13 protein-coding genes are annotated in these 24,217 nt (G+C 50.2%); 5 read left to right on the forward strand and 8 right to left on the reverse strand.

Annotated elements, in window-relative coordinates:
• Nucleotides 1–23: 23 nt before the first annotated feature.
• From ACYVAM_RS13105 to ACYVAM_RS13125, 5 genes are all read right to left on the reverse strand, one after another.
• The gene (locus ACYVAM_RS13105; RefSeq protein WP_461067640.1) at nt 24–416 is read right to left on the reverse strand and encodes a hypothetical protein; all 393 of its coding nucleotides are present in this window, start codon (nt 414–416) and stop codon (nt 24–26) included.
• Nucleotides 417–473: 57 nt separating this feature from the next.
• Nucleotides 474–3,380: an excinuclease ABC subunit UvrA gene (uvrA, locus tag ACYVAM_RS13110; protein WP_461067642.1), complete on the reverse strand. Its 2,907-nt coding sequence runs from the start codon at nt 3,378–3,380 to the stop codon at nt 474–476.
• 125 nt (nt 3,381–3,505) lie between these two features.
• Nucleotides 3,506–5,947 (reverse strand): TonB-dependent receptor, encoded by a 2,442-nt coding sequence (locus ACYVAM_RS13115; protein WP_461067644.1) that lies wholly within the window; start codon nt 5,945–5,947, stop codon nt 3,506–3,508.
• A gap of 515 nt (nt 5,948–6,462) precedes the next feature.
• A complete protein-coding gene (locus ACYVAM_RS13120) occupies nt 6,463–9,414 on the reverse strand; it encodes a protein O-mannosyl-transferase family (protein WP_461067646.1) in 2,952 nt (983 codons plus the stop codon).
• A 245-nt stretch (nt 9,415–9,659) separates the two neighbouring features.
• Nucleotides 9,660–11,285: a PQQ-dependent sugar dehydrogenase gene (locus tag ACYVAM_RS13125; RefSeq protein WP_461067648.1), complete on the reverse strand. Its 1,626-nt coding sequence runs from the start codon at nt 11,283–11,285 to the stop codon at nt 9,660–9,662.
• Nucleotides 11,286–11,965: 680 nt separating this feature from the next.
• Between ACYVAM_RS13125 and ACYVAM_RS13130 the strand changes: the two genes are divergently transcribed.
• Entirely contained in the window at nt 11,966–13,669 is a 1,704-nt protein-coding gene (locus ACYVAM_RS13130) for an AMP-binding protein (protein WP_461067650.1), read from the forward strand.
• 68 nt (nt 13,670–13,737) lie between these two features.
• Here ACYVAM_RS13130 and ACYVAM_RS13135 read toward each other — a convergent pair whose 3' ends face one another.
• On the reverse strand, nt 13,738–14,178 hold the full coding sequence (locus ACYVAM_RS13135) for a LytR/AlgR family response regulator transcription factor (RefSeq protein WP_461067652.1): 441 nt from the start codon (nt 14,176–14,178) through the stop codon (nt 13,738–13,740).
• Nucleotides 14,179–14,461: 283 nt separating this feature from the next.
• On the opposite strand from ACYVAM_RS13135, the gene cysM reads away from it, so the two are divergent.
• From cysM to ACYVAM_RS13155, 4 genes are all read left to right on the forward strand, one after another.
• A complete protein-coding gene (cysM, locus tag ACYVAM_RS13140; protein ID WP_461067654.1) occupies nt 14,462–15,334 on the forward strand; it encodes a cysteine synthase CysM in 873 nt (290 codons plus the stop codon).
• A 97-nt stretch (nt 15,335–15,431) separates the two neighbouring features.
• A complete protein-coding gene (locus tag ACYVAM_RS13145; RefSeq protein WP_461067656.1) occupies nt 15,432–16,505 on the forward strand; it encodes a quinone-dependent dihydroorotate dehydrogenase in 1,074 nt (357 codons plus the stop codon).
• Nucleotides 16,506–16,610: 105 nt separating this feature from the next.
• Nucleotides 16,611–19,190 (forward strand): FtsK/SpoIIIE family DNA translocase, encoded by a 2,580-nt coding sequence (locus ACYVAM_RS13150; protein WP_461067658.1) that lies wholly within the window; start codon nt 16,611–16,613, stop codon nt 19,188–19,190.
• A 142-nt stretch (nt 19,191–19,332) separates the two neighbouring features.
• Nucleotides 19,333–19,974 (forward strand): LolA family protein, encoded by a 642-nt coding sequence (locus tag ACYVAM_RS13155; RefSeq protein ID WP_461067660.1) that lies wholly within the window; start codon nt 19,333–19,335, stop codon nt 19,972–19,974.
• Between the two features lie 73 nt (nt 19,975–20,047).
• On the opposite strand, the gene ACYVAM_RS13160 is transcribed toward ACYVAM_RS13155, so the two are convergent.
• Nucleotides 20,048–23,269 (reverse strand): putative Ig domain-containing protein, encoded by a 3,222-nt coding sequence (locus tag ACYVAM_RS13160; RefSeq protein ID WP_461067662.1) that lies wholly within the window; start codon nt 23,267–23,269, stop codon nt 20,048–20,050.
• 263 nt (nt 23,270–23,532) lie between these two features.
• The gene (upp, locus tag ACYVAM_RS13165; protein WP_461067664.1) at nt 23,533–24,180 is read right to left on the reverse strand and encodes a uracil phosphoribosyltransferase; all 648 of its coding nucleotides are present in this window, start codon (nt 24,178–24,180) and stop codon (nt 23,533–23,535) included.
• Nucleotides 24,181–24,217: the final 37 nt, after the last annotated feature.

A 24,217-nucleotide genomic window follows, 5' to 3' on the forward strand; every position in this document is an offset into this window, starting at 1 on the left:
TAGTAAGCGTGATGGCCCAGACGTTACCGTAACCGCCGGAGTAAGCCTTCGCCAAACACCAGCACAATCAAACCCGGCAGCAAGATGGCGCCTGCCCGAAAGCCCGCGCCCGTAAGTTTGTAAATGCCAGAGTTGTACTGTGTGAAGCTTTGGAACAAGTAATAGACCGATGCTGTCAGCAACGCAACCGTGATCCCGATGGATGCAGGTTTATTTAGTTGCCCGATGGCCCAGGAAATTAACAGCGTCAGCCCTACGACAACAGACACGGTACCCAATGCTTTGGGAAACGTTTCGAGGTAGGTATAATCAAAAAAGAACACCCCAGCCTTGCCAATCAGGTTGGGGTGTGCCAGTAGCCAGGCGTCCAGAACGACCAGTACCAGGAGTAAAATGTAAAAAGAGGGGTTACGCATAAATCGATTTTCGCAGGTTGTTTTCGTACCAGCGAAGATACTGGATTTTGCAGCTCCTCACCCTTCCAACTCCATTTTCAAGAATTTGCCGGTATAACTTCCCTTCACCTCAGCCACCTTTTCGGGGGTGCCTTCGGCGATGATGAACCCTCCTTTGTTACCGCCCTCGGGACCGAGGTCGATGAGGTGATCCGATACTTTGATGACGTCCAGATTGTGTTCGATTATTAATACCGTATTGCCCTTGTCAGCGAGTTTGTTCAATACATCGAGCAGGTGCGCGATGTCCTGAAAGTGCAGCCCCGTGGTGGGTTCATCAAGGATGTATAAGGTCTTACCCGTGTCTTTCTTGGACAACTCTTCGGCGAGTTTTACGCGTTGAGCCTCTCCACCCGATAAGGTCGTGGCGTGTTGGCCAAGCGTAATATACCCAAGTCCTACATCATTCAGCGTAGATACTTTACGGAGAATTTTAGGCTGACTCGCGAAGAAGTCCAGCGACTGCTCCACCGTCATATCGAGCACATCCGCAATGGATTTTCCTTTGAAGCGTACTTCGAGGGTTTCCCGGTTGAAGCGCTTGCCCTTGCAGGTTTCGCACATAACGTGGACATCGGGCAGGAACTCCATTTCGATCTTTTTCATTCCCGCGCCTTCGCAATCTTCACAACGACCACCCTTGACGTTGAATGAGAACCGACCGGGTTTGTATCCCCGAATTTTGGCCTCCGGTAATTCAGCAAATAAGGTTCTGATTTCGGAGAACATACCCGTATACGTGGCCGGATTGGAACGGGGCGTCCGGCCAATAGGCGACTGGTCGACCTCGATTACTTTGTCCAGATGCTCCAGGCCATCCACCGATTTGAACGGTAACGGCTCGCGTTTCGACCGAAAAAAATGGCGGTTCAGTATCGGAAACAGGGTTTCGTGAATGAGCGACGATTTTCCGCTGCCCGATACGCCCGTAATGGTCACCATTCGGCCCAGGGGTAATTTCAGCGTTACGTTCTTGAGGTTATTGCCCGTTGCGTTCTTGATGATCAAAAACTTACCGTTGCCTTTGCGCCGTTCGGCGGGCACCTCGATGGCACGACGGCCGCTCAGGTAATCGGCGGTGGTGCTGCTGCCCGCTACGCCGAGATACTGGTTTTTCAGAAACTCGTCTGGCGTTCCCTGGTTGACAACCTGCCCCCCATGCCGACCAGCGCCAGGACCAATATCGAGGATGAAGTCCGATTCAAGCATCATGTCCTTATCGTGTTCAACGACCAGAACCGTATTGCCCAAGTCACGCAGATTCTTCAGCGAATCGATCAGTTTGACGTTGTCCCGCTGGTGCAACCCAATACTCGGCTCATCCATGATGTAAAGCACGCCCACCAGCTGTGTCCCAATCTGCGTGGCCAGCCGAATACGCTGCGCTTCGCCACCCGACAAGGTCCGTAACGGACGATCGAGCGTCAGGTAGTCGAGACCGATGTCGAGCAGGAAACCGATGCGCTTCCGAATCTCTTTCAGGATTTCCTTACCAATTACGTTTTGGCGGTTGGTCATCCGATCTTCGACCCCCTCGAACCAGGCCGTTAGCTCCGAAATGTCCATGCGGGCCAGTTCAGAGATGTTCTTCTGGTCAATCTTGAAATACAGCGATTCTTTTTTGAGCCGGGCTCCCGCACATTCGGGACAGGGCTTGATGACCATAAAGTCTTTAAGCCATTCCTGAATTTTGTCGGTGCTGTTTTCCTGCTGTCGCTTCAGGAAATTGACGATCCCTTCAAACTTAAAGCTATAATAATCTTCGCCGACGTACTTTTTCGAAGGCACTGTGGCTTCTTCTTCCGTGCCGTGCATGAGCGCATGCAACAGTTCCTCCGGAAACTTAACAACCGGCGTGGTAAGGTTAAGCTTGTATTTTTTCAGAATTGCTTCAATCTCTTTGAATATCCACAACTCCCGGTATTCGCCCAGCGGGGCAATAGCACCACGACTGATGCTCAGCGACTTATCAGGAATAACGGACTCCTCCGTTATTTCCTCGACAACGCCCAATCCATTACAGACCGGGCAAGCACCGTAAGGCGAGTTGAACGAAAAGGAGTTCGGGGATGGCTCGTCGTAGCTAATGCCCGATTCAGGGTCCATCAGATTTTGCGAGAAATAGACCAGTTGGCCATTTCCATCCAGCATCTGCATCGCGCCTTTGCCCTGCTTCATGGCCGTCTGGATCGACTGGCTGAGCCGATACCGGTCCTCTGTTTTTGGTACGAGCCGGTCAATAACGATTTCGATGTCGTGGATTTTGTAGCGGTCCAACTGCATCTTCGGTACGATATCCTGCACCACGCCATCCACCCGGACTTTTGTGTAGCCCGTTTTGGCAATCTGCACGAACAATTCGCGGTAATGTCCTTTGCGGCTTCTGATAATCGGTGCCAGAAGGGTTATTTTCTGACCGCCATACTGCTCCAGAATGATGTCAATAATCTGATCCTGCGACTGGCGCTCCATCTTACGACCCGTCACATACGAAAATGCTTCGCCTGCCCGGGCGTAGAGCAAACGCAGAAAGTCATAAATCTCGGTCGTTGTCCCCACGGTTGAGCGCGGGTTCTTTGAGGTTGTTTTCTGCTCAATGGAGATTACCGGGCTGAGGCCGTTGATTTTATCGACATCGGGCCGTTCCATATCGCCGATAAACGAGCGGGCATAGGCCGAGAAGCTCTCCATGTAACGGCGCTGGCCTTCGGCATAAATTGTATCGAAGGCGAGTGACGACTTGCCACTTCCGCTGATGCCTGTTACGACAACCAGCTTGTTGCGGGGAATAACGACGTCAATGTTTTTGAGGTTGTGTTCGCGGGCACCCAGCACTTCGATCTGGTCGTATCCCGTCAGCTCTATATCAGTTAGACCGGCCTGGCGCTCGGTTACTTTTTCTTCTGTCACGTTCGGTTGGCTCATTCTAAACAACAACGTAAAACGCGCGGGGGTAGTTTCCAGAAAGCCAACTGGTTTTGTGACTTGCCTGCCCGTAAATTCTCTATTTCGGCTATTCGGTTATGGACACAGGGAAGTTTGTGTATCGGCTATCTATCTTTATCGTCGTTGCTGATCTTCTTGCCTTTCTTACTGCCACCGGCACTCATCTGGCCGAATCGCCATTCGAAGGTGAGCCGCACGGAACGACGAATCATGTAGAAACGAGACTCCGACTCAAACGTGGGCGCAGACTGGCGGCTCGTTTGCGCAATACCCCGATAAAATGGATTGTTCAAACCCAGCGTGAGGCTGGCCTGCTTGTTCAGGATATCATGTTTGGCCGAAAGGCTGTGCCAGTAGAAACCTGTGTTGGTGCCCTGTAAGCTAATCCAGCCAGAGTTATAATTACCATTTGCCTGTAAGGTATAGTTTTTAGGCAGTTTATAGCTGGTGTTCAGGTTCAGGTTCCATACCAATCCACTATTCCCCTGCTTGAGGGCGGGACTGCTCAGATCAACGTACCGCAAATCACCACCACCATTGAGTGACCAGTCTTTGGTAGGCTGACTACTGATATTAACGTTCAGCCCGTACGCTTTCCGCTGGCCTATATTCTGGGGCTTCGTGGTGGATATGCCGGCAGCATCTACAGTCGCCAGGTATTCGATAGCATTGTTGGTCAACCGCCAGTATAAGGCCGTATTAAGTGATAATCCGCTCTTAGCGCTCAGGCTATACGCTAGTTCAGTAGCGTGGCTTAGCTCTGGATTGAGCAAGGGGTTGCCCGTTTGAATATTTTTCGGATCACTCTGGTTGAGCCACGGGTTCAGATACCATACCAGTGGGCGCTGAATTCGCTGCGTATAACTAATCTTAAACGTGTTTGTCTTGATTTTTTTCGACAGCGTTACGCTCGGAATCAGGTTGTTATACTGGCTGAATAGTTTTGTCTGGCTCGTAACAAAGTCACTCTGAATGGCAGTATGTTCGTAGCGAGCCCCGGCATTCAGGCTCCATTGTCGTTTGTTGTCTACCCGCAGGGACGTATAGCTCGAATAGACCCGTTGCGTGTAATTGAAGTCATTCGATTGGCTCGAATCGGGGAGCAGATCACCTCGTCCATCCAGCGACTGCGTGACGCGGTATTCGCTGCCAATGTCACGTAAAATGGCCTTTAGTCCGACTTCAAGTTTGATATTGGTCGTGTCGTGAGCACCGTTAATAGTAAACGGATGCGTGTAATCCGCCTGAGCGGTATATTCCTTGTTGCTGCTGTAATTGGTACTGTGCTGGCGGTAGGTCAATAGGTCGGAGAGGCTATACCGATCGGTATCATAAAAATAATTGTCGGGCATTCGACTGAACTGCGTCAGTATGGACAGTTCCTGTCCGGGCTTTTTAAACGTTTTCGTATAGCCCAGGTCAAGCTGTCCATTGCCATACGGATTACTGAATCGGATATCATTTCGAAAGGCTTGCAGCACATCGCCCGTAGGGCTAGTTAGTCGATTAATCACCGAATTGTTGTTGGGGTAATAACCTCCCCAGACGTTGGCGGCAAAATTGAAATGACTGGTCGAATCCGGATCGTAGTCGGCGCTCATCTCGCCATACCCACCCGTACCTGTATTATCGGCCTGACTGCTCTGGGTTAGTATATTCAATGGCTGGCTGGTTCCATCACTTACGGGCATCAGCGTTGTACGAGTCGATTGGCTTTCCCGAATATTGCGAAACTGGTAGCCATTGGCTGACAGAGAAAAACCGAATTTCTTTCGTTTCAAATTTAGGTTGGTCCCCACGCCCCGATTCAAGTTTCCCGCCGTCACATTCACCGATCCATTAAAGCCTTCAAGCGCTTTTTTGGTAATGATGTTAATGACCCCAGCTGATCCCTCGGCATCGTATTTGGCACCTGGGCTCGTAATTACTTCAATGGATTTAATGACATTGGCGGGCATTTGACGCAGGGCATCTGCCAGGTTGCGGGCCATCATGGCCGAGGGTTTCCCATTAATGAGGACTTTAATGTTGCCATTCCCCCGCATCTGCACATTCCCATCCAGGTCAACGCTTAAGGTGGGTACTTTTCTCAGTACATCGGCGGCCGTGCCCCCCGCGTTCGAAATGTCTTTTTCGGCATTATAAACCAACCGGTCGCCTTTATCCTCGACCAGCGCTTTTTGGCCAGCCACAGTCACCTCGCCAAGCGTTTTCCCTTCGGTCATCAGTAAAATGGAACCAAGCTGACGCACTGGCTGATCAGCGGTGAGGGTGACGGGTATTCGTTTGGTTCGGTAGCCGACAAACGACAGAGCGAGCGTATAGGAACCCACCGGTATGTTGGGTAATACAAATGCGCCAGCGCCATCTGTTGTGGTTCCCGTAATTAGCTTAGTACCGTCCATAAGGGCAGCTGTAGCAAATGGAACGGGCTTAGCAGTCGTTGAGTCGGTCAGCGAGCCTGTTAATTTACCGGAATGAATAGCTTGAGCCTGGGCACTAGTCACCCATACGCCAAGCAGAAGCAGCGTGAAAAGATGTTTCATCAGAATTTTGGAGCGATTGAACCTATTGCGGTTAAGTCGGTAGGCGGGGAATAATTAAGATTTATGAATGAGTAAGACGGATCCGGTTTCCTGTCTTATTCGTTCGTTGGAGTAAGGATAGGACTCTTGGTCTACAGGTTGCATCCTGGATTAAAAATATTTTTCAGGCTGCATATCCTAGACGATTCAGGTGGGAAAACATTACAACGACTTTTCACTTTATTGCCAAATTGGCATTAGCCGCTCCGGTATCTTGCCGTTTGACGATAAGTCAGACAAAAAGCCATTCCTCAAAGGCGGGAATGGCTTTTTCATTTTTCTTAACCTAAACTAAACAAAGATATCGCCCTCCAGTGTGGGGATGATAGCCCCATAGCTGTTTAGGAATCAACTACCATACCAGACTACCAGCAATCTGATTATCAGCCATATGCTTCAGCATGCTACGCTAAATGTGTACGATTATGGACAGCTAACGTCCACTTTAGAACAATAACGATTATGGCCAGTACGTATCAGCCGAAGGCAGCCAGGTGCTTTTGAAAAATAGTTTCATACCTGGCGGCAGCCGTGGGTTGGCCTGCATCTTTGCAAGCTTCGACGATCATTTGCAGAATATACAAATCAGCATTGGGGCTACTAAATCGTCCCTGTCCGCTTTTGGTGTAGGTTAAATTCTGGTCAGCACGGGTAGCCATTGTATCGGCGATGGCCAGGGCTTTACGGGGTTCGTCGAGGGCAAACAGGAACCGGACGTAGTTAGACGAAATCTGGTCATAGGGAAGGCTCTTATCCGGCATCACTTTCAGGGAGAATTCCAGTACTTCACGCGCTTTATCAATCTGACCTTCGCGCAGAAGCTGGTCCGTCAGCCGGAAAAACGCCATACGGGCCGAGACCACGGGCGGCCCTTTGTACGTCTGGTCATAATACACAGTAGGATTATCGAGCTCCCGCCAGACGGTCTTGTGCATCATATTGGTATACATAATGGTAGCGTTAACATAGCCATCCGTTGCTCCCGGCACAGCCACCGGCATCAGGCGGTACGTGTAGCCTTCCAGCTGCATGTAATTCTTTAAGCCCTGATAATGATCCGTTGTCAAGGTGCTCGAAAAGTAAATAGGTCGCTGCCAATTGTTGGTCGCAATCACGTCCAGCATGATCAGATCGGGTTTGTAGAGGTCTTTTTTGCCCAGCGTCCATTGCACCGTGTCCTTGAGCAACGGCCGAAGCTCGGCCGATACAAACCGGGCCCGGTCAACGGCTTTCTTATCGATGGGCAGATACAGAATGGATGAGGGCAGTACATTGGTCATCTCGCCACTGGTGAGCGGCAGTTGAATGGCCGGATTATTGTCTTTCACCAGGTTGATGTACTGTTTCAGATCAATACCGCTTTTCACGCCGGGAATCTCGTAGAAGGGAATAATATCGTTTTTCCCTTTGTTAAACTGATCGAACTCCAGCGACATAGGCACGGCATCGGATTCGTAGGTCTTCCGTTTCATTTGCTGAATATACCATTCTGTACCCAGCAGACTTAGGTTGCAAACACGCACATCGCGCCGGAAACTTTCTACTTCCTGCACGTACCAAAGGGGGAAGGTATCATTGTCGCCTTCGGTAAATAAAATTGCGTTGGGTGCGCACGAGTTCAGCATGTTTTTAGCGAAATCGACCGAATGAAAACGGTGGTCGCGGTTATGATTATCCCAGCTTTTTACGCACATCATCATAGGCACCAGCAGGCACACGCCGAGCACCAGTTCGTTACGTAGCCTGGCCGATTTCAGGACCGTGCGCAGTCCTTCGGCCAAAGCCGCCACACCCAGGCCAAGCCAAATGGCAAAGAAGTAAAATGAGCCGACATAGATGTAATCGCGTTCCCGTGGTTCGGATGGGGGCGAGTTCAGAAAGACCTGGAGACCAATACCCGTGATCAGAAACAATAAGCTTACAATGAGCCAATCCTGACGCCGACGTTTATACTGGTAAATACTGCCTAACAAGCCCAGCAGCAAAGGCAGCATATAGAAGTTATCATGCGCTTTGTTGGCTTTCAGCAGGTCGGGCGCGAGCTGGTCGGATGACCAGGGCAGCAAATAACCCGCGTCATCTTCATCGCTCTCCCGACCGGCAAAGTTCCACATCAGGTACCGCCACCACATATGGTTCAACTGGTAAGTAAACAGAAAACGGAGATTATCGCCCATGGTTGGCTTCTGTCCCTCGGCCAGCCCAAGCATCTGGCGGTATAGCTGAGGGTGATTTAGCTGGCTGCTGTATAGGCGGGGAAACAGCATCTCATCGCCAGGTGCATAAATGTATTCCGGCTGGTAATCGTAGATGACGTATTTATCTTTTTCTTTTTTCCACATAGGCGCACCCCGTTTCTGATCGATTGGGCGGGCGGTGAAAATGGGTCCATACAGCAAGGAGCGGCTCCCATACTGCTCCCGACTCTGGTAAGCCCGAAAGCTTAACACATCGGCGGGGTCATTTTCGTTGAGCGGTGGATTAAAATTAGCCCGTACCAATACCTGTAGATAAGACGTATAGCCAATTAGCAGAAATGCCAGAGCAAGCAAAACCGTGTTCCAGATAACCCGCTGCCGTCGAATCGACCAGACAATCCCATATCCGATGGCTACCACCAAAGCCAGAATAAAGAAAACCACTCCGGAGTTGAACGGCAAGCCAAATACGTTGACAAACAGCCGCTCCACAGCAAAAGCCAGCGCGGGTAAGCCTGGAATTGACGCATTGATACAGCCCAGCACGACCAGGCCGATAGCCAGCGCCAGTACGCCACCCCGGACGGTAGGCACAGGATATTTTTTATAGTAATATATGAGCGCCAGAACCGGGATAACAACCAGATTCAGCAAATGAACCCCGATAGACAAACCGGTTAGGTAAGCCATAAAAATGAGCCAGCGGTTAGCAGCCGCTTCATCCTCAATGCGCTCCCACCTAAAAGCGGCCCATACGACAATAGCCGTAAAAAAGGATGACATTCCATACACTTCGGCCTCAACGGCCGAAAACCAGAAAGTATCCGAGTAGGTGTATACCAATGCCCCAACGGCGCCCGTACCAATAACCAGCATCGAATCGGCCATAGTGTACGCACTCGTTGATTTGCCAACTAGTTTCTGAGCCAGCAGGGTAATGGTCCAAAACAGGAACAAAATGGTAAAGGCGCTGGCCAGTACCGAGGCCATATTAACCCAGTAGGCTACTCTGGTCAGATCGCCCAGCGAGAGCATGGAAAAGATGCGACCCAGTAACAGGAAGAAGGGGGCTCCCGGTGGATGAGGCACCTGAAGTTTGAACGAAGCAGCGATGAACTCGCCACAGTCCCAGAAGCTGGCCGTTCGTTCGACGGTCAGGACGTACGTAAGGAGCGCCGTAGCGAAAACGAGCCATCCGATGACGGTATTCAGCCGGTTAAAAGTTACCATAAATGTATAGCGTTAGCGACATGAGTTTGTGTAAGGAGTCGCCAAAACTACACCCGGAAGCTGCTCGCACAGAGCAACTCAGCTGTTAATAAGTGTTAACAAGCCGCTGATTTACAATTATTTAACATTCTATAAGACATAACCCGGACTTAAACACAGATACCCACCTGAGGAATCTCCTGTTGCAGTGTCCCGATTGGACAACCGAACTATTCTCAAGTGGGTATTATTTATTTTTCCGCTCGTTAGAGCGCCGAGATAATGCGGACGTAAATGTTATTTGTGCTATTGCTGTCGTATACACCAGCCGTATCATCCGTTACATTCACGTTGATATTTGATGTGCTCCCTGAATTGACATTGGTGCGCGTTATCGTGAAACCCAGGTTCACATTACTGTTCGCTCCGATAAGCTGATTCGCCTTCATCACTAATGAGATTTGTTGACCCGCTACCGTATTTGTCACCGTCCAGTTCGCATTGCTCACCGCCACAGGGTTAGTTGTGCCACCCGATACGTTGATCGTCGTTATAGACGGTGCAAACGCGAGCGTATAGCCCAATGGAGCCGTCACAGTAATAGACACGTTGCCCATTGGCGTGGGTAACCCATTGGTTTCCGCTACACTAACCACGAAGTTCGCCACACCCCCTGATGCAGGAAAATTAGCCTGAGGAAGTATGATGGACGGAGTCAGATCAGAAATGGTGGGTGTGTATACGATTTTATAAAGCGAACCGGCACTTCTGCTCAGATAATAAAGATTACCATCGGGGCCAGTCAACATGTTAAGGGATTGCCCTGGCAAACCGGTGGCGAAGGCCGATCGGGTGGCCTGACTTCCCGGTATGTCAATGGCATTGATCCAGTTATTACAGAAATCCTGATACAGATATTTGCCTATGAAGCTGGCGGGATATGTTGTTATCGTGGGATTGAAAAATGTTCCACCCGTAATAGCACATCCTTTGCCATCGCCCGTACCGTGCGCATAACTAAAAACCGGGTTCGTATAAGCTGGATTAGTACTCGTTCCCTCGGCGTTTGGCCAGCCAAAATTAAGCCCGCCCGTTGTGGCGTCGTTCACTTCTTCCCAGGTATCCTGGCCAACATCATTAATGAAAATTCGCCCCGTTCCGGGTTGAACGGCAATAGTATATGGATTTCGTACGCCATAAGCCCAAACCCGTTTGCGCTGCTCGGATCCAGTTGGAAACGGATTATCGGCTGGAGCGGTTCCGTCGGCGTTAATTCGAAGAATCTTACCCAGATACGTATTCAGGTCTTGTGCGTTTTGCGGAGCTGCGTTTTCGCCAACGCCCACATATAGTTTACCATCTTTCCCAAAATTCATGGCTCCGCCATTGTGATTGGTTGCGCCACTCAGCGGGTCCAGATTCAGAATAACCACCTCGCTATTGGCCAGAACGACATCGCCATTGGCTGTATAGCGGCTAATTCGGTTGTGCGCCGGAGAGCCTGGAACAGTATGATAGAGGTATATATAGTGATTTGTTGCAAAGGCCGGGTCCAGAACGACACCAATCAAGCCACGCTCACCATTTGCATCAACTGTCAGTTGGATGAACGGAGTCGTCAGCAGCGCTCCGTTTTTAATGACTCGCAAGGCCCCCCCCTGCTGGGTCACAAATATGCGTCCGTCGGGAGCAAATACCATGGCCGTAGGTCCACTCAGTCCGCTGACTACCTGCACCTGGCTAAAGTTGGCCGGATAGGTTTGACCATACCCCTGTCCAACAGCAGATAGCCCTAAAGTCAGGGCAACAACCAATTGATTAATTTTACCACTTCCCAATTTTGGGCTATACAGCTTTACTATACGCCCAATAAATTTGTATAAAGTTGTCATAAAACGCTGGTATAAAGTAAAATATATACATAAAAGATTATCCATAAACGATAATTTTTATCCTAATGTTTATTGGTAAAATTTTATATAGGTAAACGTACTTCGTTGATAAGCGGAGCCTGCCGACTCTGTTCTTATGATGAAAGCCAATGGACGGAAGCGATGACGTTAGGAGGAGCTATCCGAAGATAGATAAAAGGCGATTGTAGGAGTTAGCACAAAAGCGATTCATTCTGAGCCGTATAGCATAAATTATGCGTCAACTTATAGCGGCTAAAAGAATATTACTTACCTTGCCAGTAGTGCATAAAACCAAAAAACGCCGAACACATCGTGGCCCGGCGTTTCTGCACTCTTTTCTTAACTTAAACGCTGTTTAAAGCGTCAGACAAATGACGCAAGACATTGGCCTAATGTTGCATGCCAGAGTACACTTTATTACAAACGGCAGAATACATATACCAATGGGTACAACAAACGCCGGGACTTGAAAAAGCCCCGGCGTTTGCTTTTTCAAGTCCCGGAAAGGTTTTTCGCCGAGGCCTAGAGAATTGAACAATTTACTTAGTTTTGTTGTACGCATCGATGATGGGAGACTTATCAAACGTCGCCTGGCTGTTTGTCGGTAAACGTCCTGATTTGGAACCAGACATCATTTAGGCGCTAAACCTGCACACTACATGAACACGCAATCGACAATAACTCCATATCCATGGCGCCGTTTTTACCCAAAAGGCGTCCCCGATGAGATTAACCCTGATGCCTATACGTCACTGGGCGCCTTGCTGGAAGAAGGATGCCGACGATTCACAGATCGGCCTGCCTATGCCTGCATGGACAAGCAAATTACGTTTGGTGAACTGGATCATTTATCGGCCCAGTTTGCCTCTTTTTTACAGAATGATCTGAAGCTTCAGAAAGGAGATCGTATTGCCATTCAAATGCCCAATACGCTCCAGTATCCCATCGCTATGTTTGGGGCACTCAGAGCGGGGCTGGCGGTAGTCAACACGAACCCGCTGTACACGCCCCGCGAAATGCAGCACCAGTTCAAAGATTCTGGAACAAAGGCGATCGTTATTCTCAGCAACTTTGCCAGCAACCTGGAGAAGATCCTCGACCGAACGGATATTCAGCACGTTGTGATTACGCAGCTTGGTGATTTACTGGGTTTCCCCAAAAAGCAGATCGTCAACGCCGTTGTAAAATATGTAAAGAAACTAGTTCCTGCTTATAACCTGCCCGATGCTATTTCGTTCAACGATGCGTTGAGCCGGGGCAGCAGCCAGCCATTTAAGCCCGTACCGATCCAGAACACAGACCTGGCTTTTGTCCAGTATACGGGTGGAACAACGGGCGTTTCGAAAGGGGCTATGCTGACCCACCGAAACATTATCGCCAATGTGGAAGGACAGCATTTCTGGATGAAGCCAGGAGGCATTCCCGATGGCGAAGGCATTATTGTAGCCGCCCTTCCCCTCTATCACGTGTATGCTCTTACAACGAATGCGCTGGCTGCGTTGAAAAGCGGTTCTATGAACTTGCTGATTACCAACCCACGTGATTTAAACGCCTTTATTAACGATCTGAAAAAGTATAAGATCACGGCCTTTACGGGCGTCAATACGCTCTATAATGGCCTGTTGAATCATCCACGCATCGGCGAAGTTGATTTTAGCACCCTTAAAGTTACTTCAGCGGGAGGTATGGCGCTGCAAACGGCCGTAGCCGAACGCTGGGCCAAATTAACCGGCAACACCCCCTGCGAAGGCTATGGACTCACCGAAACCTCGCCCGTACTTTCCTCAAACCCCGTTGACGGCAGCGTACGGGTAGGTACGATTGGCATTCCCTGGCCCAGCACCGATATAAAAATCATTCGTGAAGATGGCACGGATGCCAGCATTGGCGAAGCAGGGGAAATTGTCGCTCGTGGCCCGCAGGTATTTCTGGGTTACTACAAACGGCCCGAAGAAACGGCCCAATCTATGCTGGGCGATTGGTTCAAAACAGGCGATATTGGCGTTATGAACGAAGACGGCTTCTTCAAGATCGTTGACCGTAAGAAAGACATGATCCTGGTGTCGGGCTTCAACGTGTATCCGAATGAGATTGAGGATGTTGTGGCGCAGTGCCCGGGCGTTCTCGAAGTGGCTTGTATTGGCGTACCCGACGAAAAATCGACAGAAGTTGTCAAGATATTCGTCGTCAAAAAAGACCCGAACCTGGACGTTGAAACCATCAAAGCCTACTGCCGCGAGAACCTGACACCCTACAAAGTACCCCGGCTCATTGAGTTCCGGACCGAGTTACCCAAGTCTAACGTCGGTAAAATTCTTCGCCGGCCTCTGCGGGATGAAGAGTTGACAAAGCTAAAAAAATAGGCTTGATCCATACACTAAAAGAGGCGTCCCGCCATACGGCGGGACGCCTCTTTTAGATCAGATTGGGCTTACGATACCACTTCCAAATCGTTCAGCATCGACAGCTCCTGCTGAAATCCTTTCAGGTGCTTGATGAACCGGCTGGCTTTTCGGCGAGATACCTCTACCCGATCACCATTGATCAGGCTCACGCTCAACTGTTGCTGACTGGGGTAGACGCTGTCAAGGTACAATAAGTTGATAATGTTCTTTTTATGCAGACGGGCAAAAACCTTGGGAGACAAACGGCTCTCCATCTTTTTTAATGTCAGTGACACAATCAACTGACTACCATCTGAAAAATGAAATAAGGTGTAATTCCCTTCGCCTTCCAAACGCACGATCCGGTGCATAGGCATTTTTTTGCGGCATCCCCAGAATGGAAGCGTAAGATCTGACATAGAAAACTGGCCTGCGAGCTTTTCGACATGGCCCTTCGAAAGCGGATGAGTAACGACTGTTGCTCTCATATACTCGAGTTGTTAAACGTGTGAATAGTTGGAAAAAATATAACTACTCAAGAAGTAACCAGCACTTACCTAGTAGTAAGACCAAATTACAGAAATTTCATTTTCAAGCAATTAGTTAGGAAATAAATTTATTTAATGTAGTAAATATACTTACTTAAACCGAGCGTCAACGCGGTGAATCGCCTGCCCTAAGCTGCCTGTTTTATTCGAAAATACCTGACTTACGAACTTATTGAGTGGCTTTCGCCTTGACAGCTAAACAACAATTCTCTTACAAATCAGCATGGCAACCCTGCTCGATTTAGTCGGTAATACCCCTTTGGTTGAGTTAAACCGCCTGAATCCAAATCCTAACGTTACCGTATACGGCAAACTTGAAGGCAATAATCCTGGTGGCAGCGTAAAAGACAGAGCCGCCGTCAGCATGATTCAGGGTGCCCTGTCTCGCGGTGAATTTAAGCCGGGCATGACCCTGGTCGAAGCCACAAGTGGTAATACGGGCATCGCCCTGGCCATGATTGCACGGCTCTATGATATTCCCATTGAGTTGGTCATGCCCGAAAACTCCACCCGCGAGCGAGTGCTAACCATGGAAGCATTCGGTGCGAAAGTTACCCTGACGGAAACCATTGAAAGTGCCCGCGATTATGCCGACGCGCAGGTGCAGAAGGGCGGCTACCTGATGCTCAATCAGTTTGCCAACCCCGATAATTACCTCGCTCATTACCGAACCACCGGTCCCGAGATATGGCGTGATACGGACGGAAAGATCACCCATTTCGTTTCATCCATGGGCACCACGGGCACCATTATGGGCACGTCGCGCTACCTGAAAGAGCAAAACCCGGACGTACAGATCGTTGGATGTCAGCCCACCGATGGCTCGTCGATACCCGGCATTCGGAAATGGCCGATTGAATACCTACCTAAAATTTTCGAACCCCAGCGCGTCGACCGCGTCATGGAGGTGTCGGCCGAAGAAGCGACCCTCATGACTCGTAAGCTGGCCAATGTGGAGGGTGTTTTTGCGGGTATGAGCAGCGGTGGATCGGTTCATGCGGCCCTTCAACTGGCCCAGGAGCTTGAATCCGGCGTCATCGTCTGCATCATTTGCGACCGGGGCGACCGCTATCTCTCATCCGACCTATTTGGGTGATAAAAAGTAGTCCCTCCTGATCTGGGTACTCAACCATTCAAAGATTCTGTAGACGAAACCAACCGTAGACGGGCAGCCCTATAGTATCTTTGCCTGTATGTACAAGCACATCATTCTGCCCATACTGTTCCGCTTCGATGCCGAAACCATTCACCATACCGTTACGCGCCTGTTGCAGATAGTCTTATCTATTCCAGGTATGTCCAGTCTTTGCCGAACGTTGTATGTTGTCGAGGACAAGCGTTTGGCACGCACTGTATTTGGGTTAACGTTCCCAAACCCAATAGGAATGGCCGCTGGGTTCGACAAAAATGCCGAGTTGATCAGTGAGCTAAGTGATTTAGGATTTGGTTTTGTTGAAATCGGGACGGTAACACCCCGCCCCCAGCCAGGCAATCCGCGTCCACGCTTGTTTCGATTGAAAGCCGATGGTGGGTTGATCAACCGGATGGGTTTCAACAACAAAGGGGCTGGTCCGGCCGCCGAACGGCTTCGGCATTTCGCCAAAAATAGGGGCAGTCGACAGGTAATTATTGGCGGAAATATTGGTAAAAATAAAGATACCCCGAATGAACAGGCGCTGACGGACTACCTCATCAGTTTCCGTGAGTTATTCGACGCGGTTGATTATTTTGTTGTCAATGTCAGCTCGCCTAATACGCCCGGCCTGCGTGATTTACAGGAGCGTGAACCCCTCACGCGCCTGCTGGCCGCCCTGCAACATGAAAATGGGCAGAAACCAGCTCCCAAACCGATTCTGCTGAAAATTGCCCCTGATCTGACCAATGGCCAATTGGACGACATTATTGCCATCGTCACCGAAACCGGGATTGCGGGCGTTATTGCCACCAACACGACCATTAGCCGAGAGGGGCTGGCTACCGATGCGGCTACCGTTGCTCAGATGGGCGCTGGCGGGGTTAGTGGCCAACCGCTGCGTGAGCGGGCTACCGAAGTGATTCGGTATTTACATCAGCAATCGGGTGGCTCCTTTCCGATCATTGGCGTTGGCGGTATTGCAACCCCTGAAGACGCCAAAGAAAAACTAGCCGCCGGTGCCAGTTTAGTCCAGGTGTACACGAGCTTTATTTATGAAGGACCAGCGCTCGCCAAACGCATCAATAAGGCATTACTAAGCGAACTTTCGTTAAATAGGACTCCTTCCGTTTGATTACCTACCGTACGGCCTTTTTTTTGTCACTCAGCACCTCTTCTTATCGTGGTTTCTCGTTAAAAAGTGGGAAATTTACCTGCAGCGACCGCCCTAACCCAACGTATGGCACAACCAACTACATCACCCCGTCAGAATACAATCCGACGCCCGGCCGAACGCAATGAACCCCGTCCGCGAGTCAACCGGGATGGGGGATCATCCAGTCGGTTCAAAACTCCGTCTTTCAACTGGGGAGCCGCCCTTGATCGCTGGCTCACCGACCAACGCTCAGCCCTGACCCTGGGCATGCTGCTAATGGGACTGGCGCTGGGATTGATGGTCGCGTTTATCTCGTACCTCATCAATGGGCCAGCCGATCAGAGCGTGGTAGGCGCAGCTTTCACGGAACCGCTCGCCGAAACCGGCACCGAAACCCGTAACTGGGTCGGGCTGGTTGGCGCCTATATTGCTCAGGTCTTTGTATTTCGTTGGTTCGGCGTAGGTGCGCTGGCCATACCCGTTATCGTCTTTTTGTCAGGCTATAAGCTCACCTTTGGCAGTGAGCTGGTTCCGTTGAGCCGAGCAACCAAGGCATTGCTGTTTGCCGCCGTTTGGTGCAGCCTGATGCTAGGCTATATTGTACTCGTTACCGATTCTGCCCAGACTGCCAGTGTTTGGTGTGGTGGTATCGGCTACGAGGTCAACGTGGTCCTGTATAGTTTGTTCGGGTGGGGAAATCTGGCCTTTATTGGCTTCATGCTGTTCTTTTTCGTCGTTTATTTTTTCGACGTCCGAAATATCAAGCTACCAGACTTTTCACGTTCTGCACAGCCGCGAGCCAAAAAGCGTTCGGATGATCCATTGCAAACGTACGCCGAAAGTGAACTGGAGCCCGAAGAAGAGGAACCGATGGAGCCAGACGACGAACCGGAACCCGAGCCCTTCTCTCCGCAGAGCCAGCCCGTTAACTCGTTTGTTCCGAATACCGTAGCGCCTACCGAACAGACAGTGGCCGCTACTTCGTTACCCGAAGTCATCGCCCAAACTACGGGCGTTACGCTCACTATCAAAAACCGCGACACGACAATCAACAACGGCGGTGAAACTGAAGAGCTTAGTGCCGTGCCGGCCCCTACGTTCGAACCCGATCCGTTTGAGGAAGATGACCTGGTGGCAACGCATGGTTTGTATGACTCAACACTCGATTTGCCACAATACCAGTATCCCCTTTCTGATCTTCTGACCGACTATCCGAACAGCCGTAAGGCGCAAGTTTCGGATGATGAACTGACGGCCAACAAAGAGAAAATCGAAAATACGCTGCGTAACTTCGGGATTGAAATTGACTCCATACAGGCATCTATCGGGCCAACGGTTACACTGTATGAAATCATTCCGGCCAAGGGCGTCAGAATTTCTAAAATCAAGAGCCTCGAAGATGACATTGCCCTGAGTTTATCCGCCCTCGGTATCCGGATTATTGCACCAATGCCCGGTATGGGAACGATTGGCATTGAGGTGCCGAACAAAAACCGCGAGATGGTCTCCATGCGGTCGGTCATTACGAGTGATGTATTCAACAACAGTAAGTTTGACCTGCCCATTGTTCTGGGCAAGACGATCTCGAACGAGATATATGTGGCTGATTTAGCCAAAATGCCTCACTTGCTCATGGCCGGGGCTACCGGGCAGGGTAAATCCGTTGGGTTGAACGTACTGCTGACCTCGCTCATTTACAAAAAGCACCCGTCGCAGCTCAAACTGGTACTGGTTGACCCTAAAAAAGTTGAACTTACCCTGTTCAATAAGCTGGAAAGGCATTTTCTGGCTAAGCTGCCCGACTCTGAAGAGCCCATCATTACCGATACCAAGAAGGTTGTTAATACGCTCAATTCGCTTTGTATTGAGATGGATAATCGGTATAACCTGCTCAAAGACGCGGGTTGCCGGAACCTGAAAGAATACAACGCAAAGTTTGTGAAACGGCGGCTCAACCCCGAAAAAGGTCATCGCTTTCTGCCCTACATTGTCCTGATCATTGATGAGCTGGCTGACTTGATGATGACGGCCGGCAAAGAAGTTGAACAACCCATTGCCCGACTGGCTCAGTTGGCCCGCGCCATTGGCATTCACCTGGTTGTGGCCACCCAGCGCCCATCGGTGAACGTCATTACGGGTCTGATCAAAGCCAACTTCCCGGCCCGTTTGTCCTTTAAGGTAACGTCTAAAATTGACTCTCGAACCATTCTGGATACGGGTGGTGCCGAGCAACTGGTCGGCATGGGCGATATGCTGCTTTCATCTAATTCCGATATTGTCCGCTTGCAGTGCCCTTTTGTGGATACCAACGAAATTGAGGACATCTGCGAATTTGTCGGGAATCAGCGCGGCTATGATGATGCTTATGCCTTACCCGAATTTGTGGGTGACGACGGTGGGCAGGGTGACGATAAGGATGTGGACATGGCCAATCGTGACCCGATGTTCGACGAAGCGGCCCGACTCATTGTTATTCATCAGCAGGGCAGTACTTCATTGATTCAGCGTAAGCTTAAGTTAGGCTACAACCGCGCTGGGCGCCTGGTCGATCAGTTGGAAGCCGCCCGAATCGTGGGTGCCTTTGAGGGAAGCAAAGCCCGCGATGTGCTGGTTCAGGACTTACAAACACTGGAAGAAATATTGAAGCGTCTGAAAGGTGAGTAGACTACCGGACAGCACCGGCAGGTAGTCGGCAGTAATTAAAAGAATTAAACTTTTCCCCTTATTTTCCCGTCTAAGAACAATACACTCGGTTTTCAGATTAAATCGAGCAAAAGAACCACATACGACGGTAATATCAATGAAAATGAAGAAGATAGCTTGGATGCTAAGTTTGGCGTTTGTGATGACGCTGCCTGCTTTTGCTCAGAAAGATAAACGAGCGCAGGGCATTTTAGATGCAATGAGTAAAAAATATAAGTCGCTGAAATCATATCAGGCAAATTTCACGTTTGCCAGCGTGGGTGGTGCGGCTAAAGAATCTTACAAGGGCGATCTGACGGTAAAAAACGAGAAATTCCGGCTGTTACTGGGCGGGCAGGAAGTATTTACGGATGGCAAAACGATGTCTACCTACATCAAAGAGTCGAATGAAGTAAACGTACAGGATTATGATGCTAACGGCAATAGTGAACTGAATCCGACCCAGATTTATACCATCTACAAGCGCGGCTTCGATTACCGCTTTTTGAAAGAACAGAAGCAGGCGGGACGCACGCTCGAAGTCATCGAGCTGACCTCCAACCGGCCCAAAAGTGCTATTAAAACTGTGCAGATTTCGGTCGACAAAGCCGACAAATCGGTTCGTAACTGGCTGATCATTAACAAAGACGGCAAACAGACGTCGTATACTATTACTAAGTTTACGCCCAATGTAAATGTGCCGGACACCTTCTTTGCCTTCGACAAGGCAAAATATCCAGGTGTCGAAGTAGTTGATCTTCGTTGATTTGCTTATCAATACGACAAAAAGGGCTCCTTTGCTGACAAAGGAGCCCTTTTTGTCGTAGTAAGAGTAATTTTTAATGCTTAATGACCTTAAGAACAACCGCCTGCTGATCAGTGCTGACCCGCAGTAGATATAAACCAGCGCCCTGACGGTTGAACCGTAGTTGTTCCCGATGCTCTGACGCCAGCACATCAACGGAAGTGCTGGTGATCGAATGGCCGTTAACATCGGTTAAGGCAATTTGGACCGTTTGGCCTTTAGCTCCCTGAATACGAATGGCAAACTCATCGCCAACTGGATTTGGGTACACTAGAACGTTCAGGTTGGCCGCTGGTTCGTTGCCCTGGAAAGCCGTTAGCCTTGCAGAGGCCGCTGTGCAGGCTGCTAGCCAGTCGTAGGTAAAGCTGGCTTCATCAGCAGTACCATTCTGCCTGGCCTGTAATATGATACTAGGCAGTTTACTGACTAAGTTAAGCGTGTAAGGTCCCGGAGCCGTTGTAGGCGGCAGCAGACCGACCACCGAAAAACTCACCGGCTGCCCATTGAGGCCCGTATACAGGGGCGTAAATGTTACTGTCCATTGGCCCGCTGCAACAGACGTACAACTCACCGTTGTCACCCCTGTGATGGCAAAAGGCGTTGTTATGGTTGACGATGGACTGACTGTTAACGTAAACGTTGTACTCACGGATACCCCCCCTATATCCGTCGCTGTCACCGTGATAGTATACATGCCCGACTCGGTAGGCGTTCCACTAATGGCGTTTCCGGAGAACGTTAAGCCCGCTGGCAAGCCACTCACCGATAGAACCAGATTAGCCGGCGATTCGGCATCGGCGAAGGTGTTTGCTGGAATGGTAAAACTAAACGGTTGGCCTGCCAGTGTACTCACAGACCCGATCGTACTGACAACCGTTGGTGGCGTATTGATGCCTTTGCCGCCCGGATTTACGATCAGCCTGAAGGTTGTACTAGCCGACAGTCCACCCGGATCTGTCGCCGTTACTGTAACGGTACTAACGCCCGGCGCGGTAGGCGTTCCACTAATCGTATTTCCGGAAAAGGTTAAGCCAGCCGGTAGGCCGCTCACGGTTAGCGTCAGGCTGCCTGGCGTCTCCGTATCTGTAAAGGTGCCGGACGGAATCACGAAAGTAAAGGGCTGCCCTACCGTAGCCGTCCGGTCGCTAATCACATTGGCGACGGTTGGGGGCGTGTTAACAACCGTTGCTGGGCTTACCGTCAGCACAAAGGTGGTGCTTACAGACAAACCTCCCGGATCTGTCGCCGTAACCGTAACCGTACTCACTCCGGGTGCAGTAGGCGTTCCACTAATGGTATTTCCCGAAAACGTTAGGCCCGCTGGCAAGCCACTTACCGTTATCGTCAGACTGCCAGGTGTTTCGGCATCGGTAAAGGTGTTGGATGCGATGGCCAGCGTAAACGCCTGCCCTACAGTTGCGCTTTGAGGCCCAATGACGTTGGCAACCGTTGGTGGTGTATTACCGCCAGGTGTCGCCTGTAGGGCGGCATCGGCCTGAATGAAGCCAGAACCCGTTCGAAAGTCGAAACCAGTATCGAAGTTAGGCGTCAGCGGATCGTCCATGTCCAGAGCGGTCTGCTTCAGTATCGAGGTGATGTTAGCGGGCGATAACGTATTCCCCGACTTTTCCTGCATCAAAGCGGCTACGCCCGCAGCATGAGGAGCAGCCGCTGATGTCCCGAAAAAGTTGGGGAATGCATCAGAATCCGAAGGCGAGTCAGCATAGAAGAAGGTGGTATTACCACCATCTACGGATGTGATGTCGGGTTTCTGCCGAACAACGGTTCCAATACGCTGTCCATTGGTATCAAAAAGGATCGGTGTACCACCAGCCGATGAAAACGGCTCGATGATCGCCGTGGTCAGGGCTGAGTTAAAAGCGGGCGTATTATACCAGGGAGCAGCGCCCACACTAACCCCCAGTCGTGTGTTTTCGTGACCAATGGCTGTTGAACTTCGCGTATCATATTCGGTAGCGGCCGTGCTGCCAAAATTAACCCACTTCACCAGAGTCGGATCAGGACCGGCATGTTTAACCAGCACTAATTCTACACTGACCGGTGAACCTCCCGAATTACTTAGGCCGATAATTTCGACGGGGTCCCCTCCTATATTATTGTTGACGGATGAAAGCGTGGGCCGATAAATGTTGTTAACATAAACCAGCAAATCCATATCCGTCCGGGCACCTGGAGCTCCGCTAACCGAGAAAAACGGATCATCCCACTGAAAGCTTATGATGATCTGTCCTCCTGCTGGAATGGTAACGGTCTGACGTGTATCGCCACCGCTGAAATTATGCGCCGTAAACGTACCGGGAGCATAAGCCGGGTCACTAAACGACGTGCTATTGTACGGGCTCTGATAGGAAGACCGGCCGGAGTTTCCTGCTGCGGTAAAGTAGGCTACATTATTGTTAGCGACTACCGCATCGACGGCCTGAGCAATCAGACCATCCTGAAAAAATGGTTCGGCAAAGTAGCCGACATCGTCGGTAATGATTTTACAGCCAGCCGCAGCCAATCCCCTGATGTTCTGGGCAAACCCCGCTTCGCCCCCGACAAAAGCCGTGCTGAACGCAATGGGTGAGCCAGGGGCAATATCATGGACAATTTCGGCCATAGCCCGTCCCTCGTCGGTAGCATCGGAAGCTAGATAGTCCGTGAGTACCTGTACACCCGCCGGCAAATCGCCGGAAGCAACCCCGGCAGCTGCACCATTCAGGGCGTTATAGGAGTCGGAAAGTATACCCACTTTTATACCCGCCCCACTCACGTTGTAGGTCGAGCGCGCTGTGTTGGCCCGTAAGGCCACATCGCCCTGCGACGTGACGGACCCTGTATTCTTCGTGGGTTTATAGGACGGACGCGCAAGTTTAAGGTTGGGAATATTCTTTAACTGGCCCAACTTATCAACCGGCAGAAAACCAAATACAACCTGTTGGTAAATTTTTCCGTATTGAAGGCCCAACGCCTGTAAGGCCTGTAACAAAGTCTGGGCGTCCTGACCAGCAACCGGGAGCGCTTCAATAGCAATTGTGTTGCCAAGCTGCTGAAACAAATTCGTTTTTTGCAGCGCATCTACTTGCGTCTGCGTGCTGGTCGGATTGGTCGTGAGGGGGAGTAGATCCGTTGTGACTTTAGCGTTCTTCGCATCTTCTTTAGTTGTCGTTTGTGCCCAACCACTCATTGGTAGCCACAGCATTGCCAGCACGGCTACAGCCGATGCACTGCGTTTCGGTAGAAATTCAGTCATGATCCAGTTTGGTTTAAGATATAAAGAGGTATACACAAGTGAATCCGAAGCGACAGCCGTCAAGCTGGTGATACGACCTATATCTTCAGCCAGGACGTAAAGCTTCGGCCCAATGCGTTACGCACGCCGGGTATATCAAATATGGGAGAAATGAGAGGCTAACAGTATGGCAATTAGACGGTTATTTATAAAATTCTTATTATATGAACCTAACTGATAGACCTTGTATACGTAATTTTATTTTATTTAATCTTAGATATAGCCTATACTTTTCCGCCGTATGACAGATCGCCCGAATCGCCTAGACCGGGTATTATATACGAATGTTCGTTCAAGTGGTCGTCTATCGCACCGAGCCACAAATGGCACTGGGGCAGTTGTTGCTGCACATGACGAACGCCCTCGGGGCTGGCAATGACCGCTGCAATATGTGTTTGGGCAGGAATTCCGTAGCGCAACAAGGCATGATAAACTTTTTCGAGCGAACGGCCCGTGGCCAGCATCGGGTCGCAAAGGACAAGTGTTTTCCCACTTAAGTCTGGGCTCACGATATAGTCCATAGCAATCTCAAATTCGTCGTTATCCCCGGAGCTATAGCCCCGATAAGCACCAGCAAAGGCATTCTCAGCCTGATCGAAATAGTTAATAAATCCCTGATGGAAGGGCAATCCGGCCCGCATAATTGTGGCTAATACGGGCTGTTTACGAAGAACTTGCGTGTGCGAAACACCAAGGGGCGTTTGTACGGCTATGGTTTGATACGACAACGTTTTTGAGATTTCATAGGCCATCAATTCACCAAGTCTTTCCAAATTCCGCCGAAAGCGCATCCGGTCCTGTTGTATCGATACATCCCGAAGTTCAGCAATGTACTGGTTGGCCAATGAGGGCTGTTGTGTAAAAACAAACATAGTATAAAGGCTTCTTTCGCTGTAATTTAGCCGTAAG

The sequence above is a fragment of the Spirosoma horti genome, assembly GCF_054776595.1.